This window comes from Xanthobacter tagetidis (assembly GCF_003667445.1).
Classification (GTDB): Bacteria; Pseudomonadota; Alphaproteobacteria; order Rhizobiales; family Xanthobacteraceae; genus Xanthobacter; species Xanthobacter tagetidis.
This window is the reverse complement of record NZ_RCTF01000013.1, coordinates 15,256-33,079: the sequence shown is the minus strand read 5'-3', so window position 1 is coordinate 33,079 and position 17,824 is coordinate 15,256. Positions and strand designations below refer to the sequence as shown.

Below are 17,824 nucleotides of genomic sequence, written 5' to 3'. Positions count from 1 at the left end.
TTATGGGAAACCGATGATCGAAGCGAATCTCCTGCGCACGCTGGAGGAGAAGGTGGCGATCGAGGAGGCGCAGTTCGACGACCTGCCCGCCATCATCGCCATCGACTCCGACCTCACCGGCATCCAGAAGCCGGAAACCTGGTACGGCTATTACGCGCCGGTGATGACCGGCGCGCAGCGCACCTTCATGGTCGCGCGCCATGACGGCGCGGTGGTCGGCTATGTGGTGGGCGAGGTGCGCGCCTGGGAGTTCGGCTCGCCGCCGTGCGGCTGGCTGTTCGCCATCGGCGTGCGCAAGGACGTGCGGCTCGCTGGCATCGGAACCTTGCTTTTCAATGCCTTGCAGGAGCGCTTCCGGCGCCTCGGCGTCCACACCATGCGCACCATGCTGCACATCGACGACCATCTCCTGATCTCGTTCTTCCGCAGCCACGGCATGACCGCCGGGCCGTTCATCGAGCTGGAGATGGGCATTTCCTCCGGACCGGGCGACGCCTGAGCCATGAAGCTGCACCAGGCGACCCGCTATGCCATCTGGTCCATCGTCGAGCTTGCCTCGCGTCCCGGCGAGCAGATTGCGGCGAGCGAACTGGCCGCGAAATACCGCATCTCCCAGCACCATTTGGCGAAGGTGCTGCGCACGCTGTCGCGCGCCCGCATCGTCTCCTCCACCCGCGGCCCGGCCGGGGGCTGCACCTTCATCGGCAATGCCAACCGCCTGACGCTGCACGACATCATCGCCCTGTTCGAGGAGGACGCCCCGGCCGACGGCCAGGGCGCCGACACGCCGGTGGCGAGCGAGGTGGCGCGGGTGCTGGGCGAGATCGACCGCATCACCTCCGCCACTCTGCGCTCCGTGACGATCCAGACCATCATCAACAATGCCCGCCGCGCCGATGCCCGGGCGAACAGCGCCGGTGCCGCCGAGAAGCGGCGCAACCTCACCGATGCCGGCTAATCGCGCCGAGTGATTGCCGCGTCGTCCTGCCGCAGGTCGGCCGGGCAGGGTCCCTAACAGACTGCTGAATTTAACGAAATAGCCCGCAGGGCGCGGGATCGCTTTGGCTTGCCTTATGGTTTAGTTTATCGATAGAACTACTAGACTAAAAATGGAGGAGGTCGGCATGGGCGCCCTGCTGGCGACGGCGAACGGGTGGGACGGGGCGGCGGTCGCCGCCGAAGGCGGTCCGGCGCACAGGGCATTCGGCGGCAGCCGCGCGCGGTCCGCTGCCTGGCTGGTGGCCGAACTCGCTTTGCGGCCCGGCGCGCGGGTGCCGCTGGTCGAGATCGGCGCCCGCTACGGCATCCCGCGGCTGGAGCTTGCGTGCATCGCCGCCGTGCTGGAGGACGCCGGCATCCTGCGTCCGGCGCCCGGCGCCGGGGGCGTCTGGGCCCTGTGCGCGAACCCGCGCCGGCTCTCGCTCGGCGACGTGATGCGCCTGTTCCCGTCGCCCGACGCGGCGGCGGCCGAGGGGCCGGAAACCGCCGTGGCGCGTGCGGTGGCGCAGCGGATCGTCGAGGCGCGCCGCCTCTGCGAGGCCGCCTTGGGCACGATCACGATCCAGTCACTGGTGGCCACCCTCGAAGCGGAGGCTCTGCCGGCCGCCGAACCCGCGCCCCACGTCGCATCCGGCTGACCGCCGCCGCGCCGCCTGCCGACCGCGAAGGCGCGGCGCGTTCAAATATGCGCATTTCCGCACTTGACTACCAAATTTGATAGTGAAACCTTATCGCGCAATGGCAGGGCACACCCTGCTTGGCGCGACAGACGCCGCACGGGAGGAATGTTGGATGGCTTTGCACAGCTCCATCTCACGCCGCCAGTATCTCAAGACCATGGCTGCCGCAGGGGTCGGAGCGCTCGCCGCGCCCTCGATCCTCAGCCCCGCCGCGGCCCAGGGACTGACCACCATCAAAGTGGGCCGCGCCGGCGGCGTGGTGTCCGACGCGGTGTTCTTCATCGCCAACGAGCACGGCTATTTCAAAGACCAGGGCATCGCCATCGAGTTCGTCACCTTCGACGGCGGCCCCAAGATCATTGCGCCGCTCGGCGCCGGCCAGCTCGACATCGGCGTCGGCGCCTCCTCGGCCGGCCTGTTCAACGCGGTCAAGCGCGGCATCAACATCAAGATCACCGCCGACAAGGGCTCCTCACCGCCCGGCTATGCCTACATGCCGCTGCTGGTGCGCAAGGACCTGGTCGACAGCGGCCAGGTGAAGTCGTTCGCCGACCTCAAGGGCCTCAAGATCGCCGAGGCGGCGCCGGGCGGCTCGCCGGGCGCGACGCTGAACGCGGCCCTGAGGAAGGGCGGGCTCACCTACAAGGACGTGAGCCACGTCTATATGGGCTATCCGCAGCACGTGCCCGCGCTCGCCAACAAGGCGATCGACGGCTGCATCCTGCCCGAGCCCGGCGCCACCATAGCCGTGGAGCGCGGCGATGCGGTGCGCTACTGGAACGACGAGCTCTACCCCAACCAGCAGATCGCCGTGCTGCTCTACGGCGACGACTTCATCACCAAGAAGGCCGACCTCGGCCGCCGCTTCATGCTGGCCTACGTGAAGGCGGCGCACTTCTACAACGACGCGCTCAAGGACAGCCGCTTCGCCGGCCCCAACGGCCCGGAGGTGGTGCGCATCCTCGGCGAGGACATGAAGGTGGACGACAAGGGCATCTTCTCCCGCATCGTGCCCACCGGCATCAATCCCAATGGCGGAGTCAACGTCGACAGCCTGAAGAAGGACGCCGCCTTCTATCGCGAGCAGGGCTTCCTCGACTTCGACCCGAACGTCGAGAGCGTGATCGACGGCTCGTTCGTGGAGTATGCGCTCAAGCAGCTCGGTCCCTACAAGGGCCAGCGCACCTGACGCCGGCCCCGGCCAAGGGAGGCGAGCCGATGCGCGCTGCCGAACTGCAGCTCTCCGTGGCCCTGGACGCGGCCACGTCCCTGGAGGCGGCGGCGCCGCCGCCACCCAAGATCCGCGTCGAGCGGCTGGTGAAGCGCTTCGGCACGTTCGCCGCCGTCGACGGCATCAGCGTCGATATCGCGCCCGGCGAGTTCTTCGTCATCGTCGGGCCGAGCGGCTGCGGCAAGACCACGCTCCTGCGCATCCTCGCCGGGCTGGAAGAGCCGACCTCGGGCACCATCGCCATCGCGCCGAACGATGCGGGGCGGCCCACCAATTCCATGGTGTTCCAGGGCGACAGCATCTTTCCCTGGATGAGCGTCTACGACAACGCCGCCTACGGCCTCGCCATGCGCCGCCGCTCCAAGGCGGAGATCGCCGAGCGGGTGCGCCCGCTGCTGGAGACCACCGGCCTCTGGCGCTTCCGCGACCGCTACCCGCACCAGCTTTCCGGCGGCATGCGCCAGCGCGTCTCCATCTGCCGCGCCTTCGCCAACGATCCCGACATCCTGCTCATGGACGAGCCGTTCTCGGCCCTCGACGAGCAGAACAAGATGCTGCTGCACCAGGAGCTGCTGCGCATCTGGGAGGAGACCAAGAAGACCGTCGTCTTCATCACCCACTCGGTGGACGAGGCGGTCACCCTCTCCGACCGCATCATGGTGATGACCGCCCATCCGGGGCGTTCCAAGGCGATCCTCGACAACCCGTTCGGCCGGCCGCGCGACGTGGTGGCCCTGCGCGGCGACCCGGTCTACGGCGCGTTCGTGTTCCGCATCTGGGAATATCTGCGCGAGGAGGTGCGGGCCGCCAAGCTCCAGGAACAGGAGGAGGGCGAGGCATGACCCGCGCGGCGCTGAACGACCGCCTGCTGGCCTTCGGCTCGCCCTTGGCGCTGTTCCTGCTGTGGGAGCTGGCGGCGAAGGCCGGGTGGATCGACACCCGCTTCTTCCCCGCCCCCTCCGCCATCCTGGTGCGCATGTGGGCGCTCTCGGCCTCGGGCGAGCTGTGGGTGAACCTCCAGGCGAGCCTGTGGCGGCTGTTCGCCGGCTTCATCGTCGGCGGCATCCCGGCGCTGGTGCTCGGCATCGCCGCCGGGCTCTCGCGCCCGGTGCGCATCGCCATCGACCCTCTCGTGTCGGCCACCTATCCGATCCCCAAGAGCGCCGTGTTCCCGCTGATCCTGCTGATCTTCGGCCTCGGCGAGGCGTCGAAGATCGTCATGGTGGCCATGGGCGTGTTCTATCCCGTGCTCATCAACGCCCAGGCCGGCGTCGCCAATATCGACCGCATCTACATGGATGTGGCGAAGAATTTCCGCGCCAGCCGCTGGCAGCTGTTCCGCACCGTCGCCATTCCCGGCGCCCTGCCGCCGATCCTCGCGGGGGTGAAGCTCGGACTCGGCATGGGCCTCATCCTGATCGCCATCGCCGAGATGATCGGCGCCGATTCCGGCATCGGCTACATGATCTGGAACGCGTGGCAGATCCTCTCCGTCGAGACCATGTATGTCGGCCTCGTCGTCATCGCCCTCATCGGTTTTGCTTTGTCGCTCGTCACCGACGAGCTGGAGAAATTCCTCGTTCCCTGGAAGCGCGCACGCGGCTGACGTCACGCCCGCCATCGGCCCGCCACGGGAAGCATGATGCCGGGGAGCGCGCCGGCACCAGAGAACCATAAACGCGCATGGTCCCAAGGGAGTAGCAAGATGCAATTCGGTGATTTGCGGGGTTGGATCGATCACCTGCGCCAGGCCGGCGAGCTGAAGGAGATCACCAGCGAGGTGGACTGGGATTGCGAGCTGGGAACGATCACCCGAAAGGCCTTCGGCAACGGTGACGGTCCCGCTCTCCTGTTCAAGAACATCAAGGACTACAAGGACGGCCGCTGCACCCAGCTGTTCACCGGCGGCCTGTCGAAGTATTCGCGCGTCGCCATGATGTTCGGCCTGCCGCCGGACGCGCCCATCACCGACCTCGTGAAGGCCGCCCGCAAGGCCTATGCGAGCCGCATCCCCCCCGTCACGGTGGCGACCGGCCCGGTGAAGGAGAACATCCTCAAGGGCGACGACATCAACCTGTTCGAGTTCCCCGTGCCGCGCTGGCACCGCCTCGACGGCGGGCGCTACATCAACACCATGCAGGGCACGGTGACCGCCGACCCGGAGACCGGCCGCCTCAATGTCGGCATGTATCGCGGCATGATCGGCCAGAAGAACACCCTGCCGGTGCTCCTGTGGCGGCCGCAGAACTGGGGCCAGGACTTCGCCAAGTATAATGGCCAGGGCAAGGAAATGCCGGTGGCCTTCATCTATGGCTGGGAGCCCTGCCTGCCGTTCTGCGCCTCCTCGCCGATTCCGCCCGACGTGTCCGAGTACGACGTCATGGGCGCGCTGCGCGGCGCGCCGGTAGAACTGGTGGACTGCGAGACCGTGCCGCTCAAGGTGCCGGCCAGCGCCGAGATCGTCATCGAGGGCTGGATCTCCAACGATCCCTCCACCTTCGAGCTGGAAGGCCCGTTCGGCGAGTACACGGGCTATTTCGGCGGCGACCAGTGCCTCAAGCACACGGTGCGGGTGACGGCCATCACCCACCGCAACAACCCCATCTTCCGCGGCACCCTCGAAGGGACCATGCCGAAGATGCTGAACGAGAATTCCGTGATGAGCTCGGTGCAGCGCGCCGCGCTCGCCTGGAACATCCTGGAGCGCTCCGGCGTGCCGGGCGTGACCGACGTGCACTGCCCGCCGGCCAACAACGGGACCACCCTCATCATCCAGCTGCGCCAGACCTATCGCGGCCAGGCCAAGCAGGCGGCCTGCGCCATCTGGGGCTCGAATGCCGCGCACTTGCGCTACAAGCACATCTGGGTGGTGGACGAGGACATCGACATCCACGACTACGGCGCGCTCGACTGGGCGTTCGCCTACCGCGTGAACGCGGCGGAGGACGACATCGTCTTCTTCCCCGGCACGTTCGGCTCGGCGCTCGACCCCTCGACCCGCCTCAAGTACCGCGACACCAACATGTACGGCACCGGCAAGTGGTGCCGCGTGCTGATCGATGCCACCATCAATCTCGATTTCGAACCGGAAGCGAACTACCAGGGTGATCGCTATCCCCGCTCGGTGATGCCCGAGCCGCAGGACTGGGAGCTCGTGAACAGCCGCTGGAAGGAATACGGCTTCTGACGCCATCGCCCGCGCCGCCGCCCGCCGGTGGCGCAGGCTCCATCATCGCCCGTCTCGCCGCAGCCTTGAGGGCGCGCGGCGGGGCGGGCTCGCCGTCCATGATACGGCGCCGCACGGTTGGGAGTTGAAGTATGAAGCGTCTCATCATCGCCATGTCCGGCGCCTCGGGCGCCATCTACGGCGTGCGCGCGCTGCAGGTGCTGCGGGCCATACCGGACGTGGAGACCCATCTGGTGGTCTCGCCCTCCGCCCAGCGCACGCTGATGGAGGAGACCGACGTCACCTGGGACCAGCTCAAGGCGCTCGCCGATGTGCTGCACAACTACAAGGACATCGGCGCCTCCATCGCCTCGGGCTCGTTCCGCACCGAGGGCATGCTGGTGGCGCCCTGCTCGGTGAAGACGCTCTCTTCCATCGCCCACTGCAATTCCGGCGACCTGATCGCGCGCGCCGCCGACGTGGTGCTGAAGGAGCGGCGCCGCCTCGTCGTCATGTTCCGCGAGACGCCGCTCCATGCCGGCCACATCGCGGTGATGGACCAGGCGACGCGCAACGGGGCGATCATCATGCCGCCGGTGCCGGGCTTCTACCACCGGCCCAAGACCATCGACGACATCATCAACCAGAGCGTCGGGCGGGCGCTCGACCTGTTCGGCTTCGACGCCGGCATCGTCAAGCGCTGGACCGAGGCCGACACCAGCCTCGATCTGTCCGCGCTCACGCCGACGAACCGCGACTGAACCCCGACGCGCCCGCGAAGACGAAGGCATCGGCACGGCGCCGATGGAGACAAAAGAAGATGCTCGACCACCCGACGGCGTCCGCCAAGGACCGCCTGTATTGCGCCGACTGGCGCGCGTTCCGTGACCCAGAGGTTCCCGACTGGCTCGACCCGATCGAGACGCTGATCGGCCGGCACCTCGCGGACCCCGTCACCGCCGCCAAGACCGCGCTCGTCATCGACGGCGCGGCGATCTCCTACCGCGCCCTCGACGCGCTGGTGCGCGCCAGCGCGGGCGGCCTGCTCGATGCCGGCCTCCAGCCCGAGCAGCGGGTGCTGCTGTTCGGCACCGACAGCGCCGAATACGTGGCCATGTGGCTCGGCGCCATCCATGCGGGCCTCGTCCCGGCTGTGGTGTCCGACCTCTACAAGGCCAAGGACCTGCTCTATTTCCTCATCGACACCGGGGCGCGGGCGCTGTTCATCGACGCCGAGCAGCTGGGCAAGCTGGAGGAGATCGCCGAGCGCCTGCCGTCCTCGCTGGAATGCATCCTGGTGCGCGGCGAGGCGGGCGCCATCGCCGGCAAGGTCGGCGGGCGGCAGGTGCGGGAGTTCGCGGCGCTGAGGCAGGACCTGCCCTTCGCCGGCACCACGCGGCATGCCAACGACGTGTGCTACATGTTCTATTCCGGCGGCACCACGGGGCCGGCCAAGGGCATCACCCACCTCACCCACGACTTCCTGGTGGTGCCGGAGCGGCACGGGCCGTTCTGGGAGTATGCGCGCGACGACGTGGTGTTCGCCTCGTCCAAGAAATACTTCACCCATGGTCTGTGGCCTGGCGTGCTGATCCCGCTCTATTACGGGGCGACCGCGGTGCTCACCCGCCAGCCGGCGCGGCCCGACGTGGTGCTCGACATCCTGGACAAGGAGCGCGTGACGAAGCTCGTCACCGTGCCCACCATCCTGCGCAACCTGCTCGACTTCATCGAGGACAAGGACGACTTCGCGAAGCCGCCGGCGCTCGCCTTCGTCGCCAGCGCCTCGGAGAAGATCCCGCCGCATCTGTTCGAGGCGTTCCATGCCCGTTTCGGCATCGAGATCCTCGATTCCATCGGCTCATCGGAAGTGACCTATGAGTGGATCGCCAACCGGCCGAAGGACTTCAAGCGCGGCAGCCTGGGCCGGCCCGTGTTCGGCTACGAGATCAAGCTCATGGACGAGGACGGGCACGAGGTCACCGAGCCGAACGTGCCGGGCGAGGCGTGGATCAGGAGCAAGACCGCCTGCTTCTTCTACTGGCGCAAGTATGAGAAGTCGCGCGAGACCTTCATCGGCGGCTGGACCCGCAGCGGCGACAACCTGACCTTCGACGAGGACGGCTATTTCTGGTTCGCCGGCCGCGAGAACGACGTGTTCAAGGTCAGCGGCCTGTGGGTCTCGCCGCTGGAGATCGAGGCCGCCCTCATGCGCCATCCGGCGGTGAAGGAAGCGGCGGTTGTTTCGTTCGAGGATGAGGACGGGCTCGTGAAGCCGAAGGCCTTCGTGGTGCTGAAGGACGGGCGGGCGCCCGCGCCGGAGCTCGAACAGGGGCTGCGCGACGAGGTGCGTCCCCTTGGCGGCTACAAGGTGCCCGCCGCCTTCGCCTATATCGACGCGCTGCCGCGCACCACGCTGCTGAAGGTGGACCGCAAGGTGCTGCGGGCGTAGGGGGCAGTCCTCGCTTCAGCCCAGGCCCTTCGATTCTCATGCCCCGTCATCCCCCGGCTTGTCCGGGGGATCCACCCGGCGGCCAAGCGGGCGTTCCGGCGCTGGAGCACCGAGGCGTGGGGCAAACGGCGCGGTGGATGCCCAGGACAAGCCGGGGCATGACGGGGTGAGCGAGGAAGCGGGGCGCGGAGGCGCCGGAGCGCCGGCGTTGCGGCCCGCACGAGGCGCCGGAAAACCGGAGGCCGCCGTCATCCCCCGGCTTGTCCGGGGGATCCACCCGGCGGCCAAGCGGGCGTTCCGGCGCTGGAGCACCGAGGCGTGGGGCAAACGGCGGGGTGGATGCCCCGGACAAGCCGGGGCATGACGGGGGTGAGCGAGGAAGCGGGGCGCATCGTGCGGCCGAGCGCCGGCAGGGGAGGTGATTGCCATGGACCAGAGCGGACCTGGATCGAGCGACCTCGCGCGCTTCGCGCTCAAGGTCTATGCGAGCGAGGGCGTGCCACCCGCCTGCCTGGTGCTGCAGGACCGCGCCGCCGTGGACGTGAACCTGCTGCTGTTCGCCGCCTTTGCCGGCGCCGTGCGCGGGGCGCGCGTGGACGCGGCCGCGCTCGCCGCCGCGCAGGCAGCGGTCGGGACCTGGCACGTGGAGGTGGTGAAGGCGCTGCGCGCGGTACGCCAGCGCCTGAAGTCCGGCCCGCCGCCCGGTCCTTCTGCCGTGACCGAGGCGCTGCGCGACAAGCTGAAGAAGGTGGAGATCGAATCCGAGCTGATCGAGCTCGACACGCTGTCGGCGCTCGCCGCCGGCCTGCCGGATGCGTCCGGGACGCCCGAGACGCGAGCGCATGCGGCCATGGCGGCGGTGGTCGCCGCCAGCGCCGGCCGGACGCCCGATGAGGCCGAGCACGAGGCCATCGCCCTCATCGCCCGCCGGGCTGCGGCGCTGGGCTGATCCCCGTGCCGCCGCGCGGGCATCAGCCTTCGACGCACACGACCCGGTCGCGACCGGTGTTCTTCGCCTGGTAGAGCGCCCGATCGGCCGCGCCCAGAAGGCGGTCGAGTTCGGCCGGAGCGGTCCTCGCGGGGCGTGCGACGCCGATGCTCACCGTCAGCGTGAGCGACGCCGTCCCGTCGATGGGAATGGCCATCGCCGCGACCGCCGCCCGCAGCCGCTCGGCGACCATCGCCGAGTCGGCGGCGGCGCGCGGCAGGACGATGGCGAACTCCTCCCCGCCCATGCGGCCGAACAGGTCGCCCTCCCTGAGGGCGCTGCCGATGGTGCCGGCCACGGCCGCGAGCGCCACGTCCCCCGCGGCGTGGCCATAGGTGTCGTTGATCCGCTTGAAGCGGTCGATGTCGAGCATCAGCACGGCGACGGATGCCGCGCGCGCCGGATCGACGAAGTGCTGGTTCGCCCGCTCCAGGAAGGCGGCGCGCGCGAGCGCCCCGGTGAGGGAATCATAGGTGGCGATCGCTTCGAGCCGCTTCAGCAGGTCGTTGCGGGCGGCGTTGATGCTCGCGGCGGTGAGCGGGCCGAGGGCCAGCAGCATGATGGCGAGGCGGTCCACCGCCGCGGCATTGTCGAGCGGCGCATTCTCGGGCCCCAGCGGGCCGTAGGTCATCGACAGGAGCTGCCAGATGCTGACCAGCATGGTCAGCACCGCCGTCCCGAACAGCGAGTAGGACAGGGCGCACCACAGCAGGGCCGGCGCCGGAAACGCCAGCGCCCCCGGACCGCCGCTGGCCGCCCCCGGGTCGCCGATGAGCGCCCCCAGGATCAGCGACACAACGAGGGCGGCAACCGGTGCGGCCCTCTGGCCGAGGGCGCGCAGGTCGTCCAGCCGCCGCAGCCGCAGCAGGCGCGGCGGCCAGGGTGCGGTGAGGATGACCGGCAGAAGGATGATCGCGTTGGTGGTCTCGGTGGCGAACCAGAACGCCGCGCCGACATAGAGGTCCTTGCCGAAGAAGGCCGGCACTCCGGGCGCGCCGATCACCGCCGCGGCGGCGCCGACGCCCATGGAGATGCCGAACAGGAACAGCACCGAGAGCGGGCGCCGCAGCCGGCGGTCCTCCTCGTTGAGCATGCCGAACAGCGTCACGCCCACCGCCACGCCGCTGAGGTTCGCCACCGTCAGCCAGACGGTCTTGACCAGATCGCCGCCGGCCAGGAGATCGGCGGCAAGATAGCCCAGGAGGGCGCCGATCCATCCGCCGACGGTGTCGAGGCGCGGAAAGCGCACCAGCAGTCCCAGCAGCAGCGCGTTCGCTGGCCAGAAGGCGGCGAGAAAGCCCGAAGTGCGCGTCAGGATGCCGAACAGGCTCGCGCCGAACACGACCGCGAACAGGATCGCAGCCGCTGCCCATTTCAGGCGCAATCCCCCATGCCCTTGCGCCATGCGCTCCCGTTCCCCAGTCGCCGTGCAATCTAACATGGCAGGAGGGTAGTGACACTCGCCGCCGGGCTCAGCTTTCCTCGTGCTTCTGCTTCTCTACAGCGCGCCGGCCGAAGTCGGGGGCCGGCGTCTCCTGGCCCTGCTCGATGATGGAGCGGCGGATCGCCCGGGTCCGGGTGAAGTGGTCGAACAGCGCGTCCCCGTCGCCGTAGCGGATCGCCCTCTGGAGCGCCGAAAGGTCCTCGGTGAAGCGGCCGAGCATCTCCAGCACCGCCTCGCGGTTGGTGAGGAACACGTCGCGCCACATGGTCGGGTCGGAGGCGGCGATGCGCGTGAAGTCGCGGAAGCCGCCGGCCGAGAACTTGATGACCTCGGAGGTGAGCGTCTCTTCGAGGTGCGCCGCCGTGCCGACGATGTTGTAGGCGATGAGGTGCGGAACATGGGAGGTGATGGCGAGCACCAGGTCGTGGTGCTCGGCGCTCATCACCTCGACGTTCGCGCCCATGGCGCGCCACAGCATGCGGATGCGCTCCACCGCCGCGGGATCGGTGCCCTCGGGCGGGGTGACGATGCACCAGCGGTTCTCGAACAAGGTGGCGAAGCCCGCGTCGGGGCCTGAGAATTCGGTGCCCGCCACCGGATGGGCGGGAACGAGGAAAGCATGGGCCGGCACATGCGGCGCCAAAGCGGCGAGCACCGCGCCCTTCACCGAGCCCACGTCCGAGATGATGGCGCCCGGCTTCAGTGCCGGGCCGACCTCGGCCGCCACCGCCTCCGTCGCGCCCACGGGCACGCAGAGGATGACGATGTCCGCGCCCTCCGCGGCCTCGCGCGCGCTCTGCGTGACATCGTCGGCGAAGCCGAGCGCGCGCACGCGGCCGCAGACGGAAGGGTCGCGGTCGGCCACCACGATGGTGCCGGCGAGGTGGTTCTCGCGCGCCGCGCGGGCGATGGACGAGCCGATCAGCCCGGCCCCGACGATGGCGAGGCGGTCCACCAGCGGCCGGGTCACGGCGCCGGGTCCGCCGTCTTGCCCGCCGTCTTGCCGGCCATGAAGTCGGCGAGCGCGGCCACCGCCAGGCGGTTCGCCTCCTCCGAGCCCACCGTCATGCGCAGGCTGTCCGGCAGGCCATAGGCCCCCACCTGCCGCAGCACCAGGCCGCGCTTCAGCAGGAAGGCGTCCGCTTCCTTGGCCGTGCGGCCGGCTTCCTTCGGGAAGTGGATCAGCACGAAGTTCGCCACCGAGGGCGTGACCTTGAGCCCGAGCTTCTCGATCTCGGCGGTCAGCCAGGGCAGCCACGCCTCGTTGTGGGCCACCGACTTCTCCACATGGGCCGCATCGGCGATGGCGGCGGCGCCCGCCAGCAAGGCCGGCGCGTTCATGTTGAACGGGCCGCGGATGCGGTTCATGGCGTCGATCACGTGCGCCGGACCCACCGCCCAGCCGATGCGCAGCGCCGCGAGGCCGTGGATCTTGGAGAAGGTGCGCGCCATCAGCACGTTGTCGGCCGTGAGCGCCAGCTCCAGCCCGGTCTCGTAGTCGTTGCGGCGGACATATTCCGCATAGGCCGCGTCGAGCACCAGCAGGACATGGGGCGGCAGGCCGGCATGCAGGCGCCGCACCTCGTCGAACGGCAGATAGGTGCCGGTCGGGTTGTTGGGATTGGCGAGGAACACCACCTTGGTGCGCGGGCTCACGCAGGCGAGCATGGCGTCCACGTCGGCGGTGAGGTTGCGCTCCTTCGCCACCACCGGCGTGCCGCCGGCGGCCAGCGTGGCGATGCGGTAGACCAGGAATCCGTGCTCGCAGAAAACCGCCTCGTCGCCGGGGCCGAGATAGGCGTGCGCGACGAGGTTCAGGATCTCGTCGGAGCCGGCGCCGCAGATAATGCGCGCGGGGTCGAGCCCGTTCGCCTTGGCGATGGCCTCGCGCAGCACGCGCGCCGCGCCGTCGGGATAGTCCTCGAGCCTGCGGCCGGCCTCCTGGAAGGCGGCGACCGCCTTCGCGCTCGGACCCATCGGGGTCTCGTTGGAGGAGAGCTTGTAGACCTTCTCCACCCCCGGCGCATGGCTCTTGCCGGGCACATAGGCCTCGATGGCGAGCACACCCGGCCGCGGCTCGGGGCGGGCGGGGGAGGCGGGGGAAGGCTCTCGCACGGCGGACATCACGCGAACTCCGAAATCCGGGGGCGCTGTCAGGCCCCGGTCTGGTCCAGTCTGAACACGGCGGCGTGGCTGCCGACGCCGACCGACGCCGTGACCACCGCGTCGGCCTCCGCCAGCGCCGCCATCACCTCGGCGACGGTGCGCCCCTTCGGCAGGCTGACGAGCAAAGCGGCGCTCTCGCGCCCGGCCGGGCCGGCCTCGGCGTCCGCCGCCACCACGGCCTCGGCGAAGGAGGGTATGGCACGGGCGGCGCGCGCGCTCCATCCCGACACATGGAGGGAATGGACGCACACGTCGGTGACGGCCGCGTCGCGGATCGGGTGCGCCACCACGAACACCGGCAGGCCTGCGGGGTGGTCGGCCCGCTCGACGAACGGCAGGCGGGCGATGATCTTGGGCGCGTCCGGCGCCTCCAAAGCGCGCCACCAGGGCGCGCCAGCGGCGGCCGGGGCCGCGGCGATAAGGCCGAGGTCGCCGGTGGAGGCGGCAACCGCGGCGATCGCCGCCTCGGCGCCCATGTGCGGCGCGAACGGCACCGTGAAGCCGAAATGGAAGCGGGCGCTGTCGCGCATCACCGGCTCGCCGCCGGAGATGTCGGCATGCACCTGATAGGGCGCCTGGACGTAGGTGAAGGTGGCGATGATGACGCGCCAGATGCTCTCCACCGTGTCGAGCGGCAGCAGCCCGCCGTGGCGCTGCACCAGGCGGCGCATCATGTCGGCCTCGCGCGCGGGGCGGAAGGCGGAGCCGCCTTCGGCGCCGCCGGTGCGCTTGACCTTGACCAGGCGCTCGATGATCTCGCTGCGCTCCATGAGGAGGCGGTGCATCGCTTCGTCGATGCGGTCGATCTCGGCGCGCAGGTCCGACAGGCTTATGGTGGGTGGGGGCTGGTTCATGGGACGCTCGGGCGCGAAGGCTTAGCGGGAACGGCGCCCGGACGCAAAGGATAGTTGCGCCTTCGGCTGCCCGGAACTCACGGGCGGGCCCCGCCCTCCGGCCCGCGGGGGGGCCCGTCTGCGCGCGGCAGCGCGCCAGGGGGCGCCGGATGGGGCAAAGCCGGCCGGCCCGCCCGCTCGGCCGGCGAGCGCAGGATCGGCTTGTAGAAGCCGGCGGACGAGCCGGCCACCAGCCAGTAGGCGAGCCCCGCGGCGAGGCCCGCGGCGACGACATAGAACGGCCCCTCGACGATGATCGGCGCGCCCTCCGAGGGCTGGAAGAGCTGCGCCGCGATCCAGGCCGAAACCGCGCCGTTCGCCGCATGGAACATCCAGGAGCGCACGGCGAAGGCCTCCGAGAATAGGATGCCGACCGCCGCCACCATCCACATGACGGAGAGCAGGAGCACGAACACCATCACCGCCGTGCCGATGGCGACGAACATTCCGGCCGCCGCCTCGTCCGGCCGGGCGGTGTCGATGAGCGTGCCGATGCGCATCTCGCCCACCAGGATCACCGCCGATCCGGCGATCACAGCGGAAAGATAGCCGAGCGGCACCAGCAGGACGCGCAGCAGCAGGCGGGCGAGGTCGTCCATGGCGGCGCTCACTCCGGCGCGTGGCAGACGGCTTCCACATTGTGGCCGTCTGGATCGATGACGAAGGCGCCGTAATAGTTCGGGTGGTAGTCGGTCCGCAGGCCCGGCGGGCCGTTGTCCCGGCCTCCGGCCGCAAGCGCCGCCGTGTAGAAGGCGTTCACCGCGGCGCGGTTCGGCGCCCGGAAGGCGACATGCACCGGGCCGGAGAGCACCGGCTTGGCGCCGATCCAGAAGTCGGGCTTGCCGGCGCCGAAGCCGACGAAGGCGGTGGCGCCGGTCTCCTGCGCGCTCACCTCCAGGACGATGCCGTAGCCGAGCGGGGCGAGGGCGGCGAGGTAGAAGGCGCGGGCGCGCTCCACGTCCTGCACCGACAGTCCGAGATGGTCCAGCATGGCGGTTCTCCCGTGGGTCGGAGTGCGGTCAGTCTTCCTGCGCCATCATTGCGCGCAGCGCGAGGCGCTCGCGGGCGGAGAGCTTCTCGCTCTCGCTCTTGAGCTGGCCGCAGGCCGCGAGGATGTCGCGCCCCCGCGGCGTGCGCACCGGGCTCGCATAGCCGGCGCGGAAGACGATGTCCGAGAAGCGCTCGATGGTCTCCCAGTCGGAGCACTCATATTGCGTGCCGGGCCAGGGGTTGAACGGGATGAGGTTGATCTTGGCCGGCACGCCCTCCAGCAGCTTCACCAGCGCCTTGGCGTCGGCGGCGCTGTCGTTCACGCCCTTCAGCATCACATATTCGAAGGTGATGCGCTTGGCATTCGAGGCGGCCGGGTAGGTGCGGCAGGCCTCCATGAGCTGCTTGATGGGGTATTTCTTGTTGATCGGCACCAGCACGTCCCGCAGGTCGTCGCGCACGGCGTGCAGCGAGATGGCGAGCATGGGGCCGACCTCGGCGCCGAGCTTCTCGATCTCCGGCACCACGCCGGAGGTGGACACGGTGATGCGCCTCTTGCCGAGGCCGAGGCCGTCGCCGTCGGCGAGGATCTCGATCGCCTCCTTCACGCTTTCATAGGCATAGAGCGGCTCGCCCATGCCCATGAAGACGATGTTGGTGACGAGGCGGTCGCCCTCGGTGGGCAGGCCCGGCCCGACCGCGCGCTCGCGGCCGGGATAGTCGCCCAGCCGGTCGCGGGCGACCATCACCTGCGCCACGATCTCGGCGGCGGTGAGGTTGCGCACCAGGCGCTGTGTGCCGGTGTGGCAGAAGGAGCAGTTGAGCGTGCAGCCCACCTGCGAGGAGACGCACAGCGTGCCGCGGTCGCGCTCGGGGATATAGACCGCCTCGATGTCGTGCGGCTTTTCGCCCGGCAGATCGGCGGGAAAGCGCAGCAGCCACTTGCGCGTGCCGTCCTGCGACACCTGCTCCATCACGATCTCGGGCCGCGCCAGCGTGAACGCGGCTTCGAGCCGCGCGCGCAGGTGCTTGGAGACGTTGGTCATCTCCGAAAATTCGGTGGCGCCGCGCAGGTAGATCCAGTGCCAGAGCTGGTTGACGCGCATGCGCCGCTCGCGCTCCGGAACGTCGATGACAGCGAGCGCCGCGCCGAGCTTCTCCCGGTCGAGCCCGACCAAGGACGGCAGGGCGGCGGCGGGCGCGGGGCCGGTGTCGGTCGGCGCGGACGGGGCGATGGGGGCTGCAACGGTCATGGCGCCACACATAATGCCGATTGTGGCGGCTTTCCATAAGGGATGCGGCCCCGGCCTCGCCCGCAGCGCCGCCCCGTGCTAGCGTCCGCGGCCCGGAAACCGCAGCCGAAGACCCCTCCGCCCGTGCCTCCGACCTCGTCATCCCTCACCCGCCGCGCCCTTCTCGCCGGTGCCGCGGGCCTAGCCGCCGCACCGCTCGGCGCCGTGCGGGCGCTGGGCCAGACGCGGGGCGCCGACACCGTGGAGGTCATCATCATCGGCGCCGGGGCGGCCGGCATCGCCGCCGCCCGCAAGGTGGCCGAGGCCGGCCATTCCTACGCGTTGCTGGAGGCCTCGAACCGGGTCGGCGGGCGCGCGCGCACCGACACCCAGATCTTCGGCGTGCCGTTCGACATGGGGGCGAGCCGCATCCATCTGCCCGGCGGCCGGGCGCTCGCCGAGGCCGGCCGTGCCGCCGGGCTCGACCTCGTCGGCGTGCCCATGCCGGCGCGGCTCTATCTCGGCGGCAAGGAGGCGAACGACGCCGAATACGAGGATTTCGCCGCCACCGTGCGGCGGGCCGAGCGCGCCATCATCGCCGCCGGCGATGCCGGGCGCGACCAGCCGGCGGCGCGCGTGCTGCCCGATCTCGGCGCGTTCGGGCCGAGCGCCCATTTCATCACCGGCCCCTTCACCTGCGCCAAGGAGCTGGAGGAGGTCTCCACCGTCGACTTCTCCCGCGCCGAGGAGCGCGAGGGCGAGATGGCTTGCCGCCAGGGCCTCGGCGCCATGGTGGCGAAGCTCGCCCAGCCGCTCACGGTGCGCCTGGAGACGCAGGTGCGCACCGTGGACCTCTCCGGCCGCCAGGTCTCGGTGCAGACCAGCCGCGGCACGCTCACCGGGCGGGTGGTGATCCTCGCCGTGCCGCCGAGCGTGATCGCCTCCGGCCTGCTGCGCATCACGCCCGGCCTCGTTCCGCGCTACCGCACGGCGGTGGAGCGCATCACCCTCGGCGCGTTCGACCGCATCGCCTTCGAACTGCCCGGCAACCCCCTGGGCCTGAAGGCGGACGAGCGCCTGTTCTTCAAGGCGGCCACCAGCCGCTCCACCGCGCTCGCCGCGCGCATCGGCGGCACCGACCTCTACGGCTTCGACGTGGGCGGCGCGCTCGCCCTCGCCCTCGCCGGCGGCCCGCCCGAGGGGGCGCGCGCCTTCGTGCGCGAGACGCTCACGCAGGAGTTCGGCGCCCAGGCGGCGGCGAAGGTGGGGCGCGTGAGTGCCACGCGCTGGACCAAGGAGCCGTTCGCGCTCGGCGCCTTCTCCTGCGCCCTTCCCGGAGCGGGAAACCTGCGCCGCGCCTTCACCGAGGTGGCCTCGGGCCGGCTCCTGTTCGCCGGCGAGCACGCGCACGAGACGCTGTGGGGCACGCTCGCCGGGGCCTGGCAGTCGGGCGAGCGGGCGGCCGCCCAGGCGGTGGGCGTCCTCACCAACCCGCGCGCGGGGTAGGGGGCCTCACCCCGTCATGCCCCCGCTTGTCCGGGGCATCCACCGCGCCGCTTGCGCCGCGCTTGGGGATTCAGCAC

General features: G+C 70.2%; 18 protein-coding genes. 11 read left to right on the top strand and 7 right to left on the bottom strand.

The annotated features are described in order from the left end of the window. Window positions 1–13: 13 nt before the first annotated feature. The 10 genes from D9R14_RS15420 (at window position 14) to D9R14_RS15375 (ending at window position 9,477) form a co-directional block, all read left to right on the top strand. Window positions 14–499, top strand: coding sequence for a GNAT family N-acetyltransferase (locus D9R14_RS15420; protein WP_121624236.1), 486 nt, complete (start codon window positions 14–16; stop codon window positions 497–499). A gap of 3 nt (window positions 500–502) precedes the next feature. Continuing rightward, window positions 503–958, top strand: a complete 456-nt coding sequence (locus D9R14_RS15415) for an Rrf2 family transcriptional regulator (RefSeq protein ID WP_121624235.1) — start codon at window positions 503–505, stop codon at window positions 956–958. Window positions 959–1,124: 166 nt separating this feature from the next. After that, window positions 1,125–1,637, top strand: a complete 513-nt coding sequence (locus D9R14_RS15410; protein WP_170168634.1) for an Rrf2 family transcriptional regulator — start codon at window positions 1,125–1,127, stop codon at window positions 1,635–1,637. Between the two features lie 154 nt (window positions 1,638–1,791). Beyond that, entirely contained in the window at window positions 1,792–2,868 is a 1,077-nt protein-coding gene (locus D9R14_RS15405; protein WP_210210861.1) for an ABC transporter substrate-binding protein, read from the top strand. A gap of 29 nt (window positions 2,869–2,897) precedes the next feature. Continuing rightward, window positions 2,898–3,752: an ABC transporter ATP-binding protein gene (locus tag D9R14_RS15400; protein ID WP_121624233.1), complete on the top strand. Its 855-nt coding sequence runs from the start codon at window positions 2,898–2,900 to the stop codon at window positions 3,750–3,752. Further along, window positions 3,749–4,516: an ABC transporter permease gene (locus D9R14_RS15395; protein WP_121624232.1), complete on the top strand. Its 768-nt coding sequence runs from the start codon at window positions 3,749–3,751 to the stop codon at window positions 4,514–4,516. The genes D9R14_RS15400 and D9R14_RS15395 overlap by 4 nt, the downstream gene beginning before the upstream one ends. A 99-nt stretch (window positions 4,517–4,615) precedes the next feature. After that, window positions 4,616–6,097 (top strand): UbiD family decarboxylase, encoded by a 1,482-nt coding sequence (locus D9R14_RS15390; RefSeq protein ID WP_170168633.1) that lies wholly within the window; start codon window positions 4,616–4,618, stop codon window positions 6,095–6,097. Window positions 6,098–6,228: 131 nt separating this feature from the next. Further along, entirely contained in the window at window positions 6,229–6,837 is a 609-nt protein-coding gene (locus D9R14_RS15385) for a UbiX family flavin prenyltransferase (protein ID WP_121624230.1), read from the top strand. A 59-nt stretch (window positions 6,838–6,896) separates the two neighbouring features. Further along, a complete protein-coding gene (locus tag D9R14_RS15380) occupies window positions 6,897–8,528 on the top strand; it encodes a benzoate-CoA ligase family protein (protein ID WP_121624229.1) in 1,632 nt (543 codons plus the stop codon). Between the two features lie 427 nt (window positions 8,529–8,955). Next, window positions 8,956–9,477 carry a TIGR02444 family protein gene (locus tag D9R14_RS15375; protein ID WP_121624228.1) on the top strand — a complete coding sequence of 174 codons (522 nt, stop codon included), beginning with the start codon at window positions 8,956–8,958 and terminating at the stop codon, window positions 9,475–9,477. Between the two features lie 22 nt (window positions 9,478–9,499). Here the strand turns inward: D9R14_RS15375 and D9R14_RS15370 are convergent, their stop codons facing one another. The 7 genes from D9R14_RS15370 to rlmN all read right to left on the bottom strand — a co-directional run bounded on the left by D9R14_RS15370 (window position 9,500) and on the right by rlmN (window position 16,262). Beyond that, on the bottom strand, window positions 9,500–10,921 hold the full coding sequence (locus tag D9R14_RS15370; protein ID WP_170168632.1) for a GGDEF domain-containing protein: 1,422 nt from the start codon (window positions 10,919–10,921) through the stop codon (window positions 9,500–9,502). A gap of 67 nt (window positions 10,922–10,988) precedes the next feature. Continuing rightward, the gene (locus D9R14_RS15365) at window positions 10,989–11,930 is read right to left on the bottom strand and encodes a prephenate/arogenate dehydrogenase family protein (protein ID WP_121624226.1); all 942 of its coding nucleotides are present in this window, start codon (window positions 11,928–11,930) and stop codon (window positions 10,989–10,991) included. After that, window positions 11,927–13,084: a histidinol-phosphate transaminase gene (gene hisC, locus D9R14_RS15360; RefSeq protein WP_121624225.1), complete on the bottom strand. Its 1,158-nt coding sequence runs from the start codon at window positions 13,082–13,084 to the stop codon at window positions 11,927–11,929. The genes D9R14_RS15365 and hisC overlap by 4 nt, the downstream gene beginning before the upstream one ends. Window positions 13,085–13,113: 29 nt before the next feature. Beyond that, window positions 13,114–13,980: a chorismate mutase gene (locus tag D9R14_RS15355; RefSeq protein ID WP_121624224.1), complete on the bottom strand. Its 867-nt coding sequence runs from the start codon at window positions 13,978–13,980 to the stop codon at window positions 13,114–13,116. A gap of 77 nt (window positions 13,981–14,057) precedes the next feature. Further along, entirely contained in the window at window positions 14,058–14,618 is a 561-nt protein-coding gene (locus D9R14_RS15350; RefSeq protein ID WP_121624223.1) for a hypothetical protein, read from the bottom strand. An 8-nt stretch (window positions 14,619–14,626) separates the two neighbouring features. Beyond that, window positions 14,627–15,010, bottom strand: a complete 384-nt coding sequence (locus D9R14_RS15345) for a VOC family protein (RefSeq protein ID WP_121624222.1) — start codon at window positions 15,008–15,010, stop codon at window positions 14,627–14,629. A gap of 28 nt (window positions 15,011–15,038) precedes the next feature. Then, entirely contained in the window at window positions 15,039–16,262 is a 1,224-nt protein-coding gene (gene rlmN / locus D9R14_RS15340; protein ID WP_245420826.1) for a dual-specificity RNA methyltransferase RlmN, read from the bottom strand. 123 nt (window positions 16,263–16,385) lie between these two features. Here rlmN and D9R14_RS15335 point away from each other — a divergent pair, with 123 nt between their 5' ends. Continuing rightward, on the top strand, window positions 16,386–17,747 hold the full coding sequence (locus tag D9R14_RS15335; RefSeq protein ID WP_245420825.1) for a flavin monoamine oxidase family protein: 1,362 nt from the start codon (window positions 16,386–16,388) through the stop codon (window positions 17,745–17,747). Window positions 17,748–17,824: the final 77 nt, after the last annotated feature.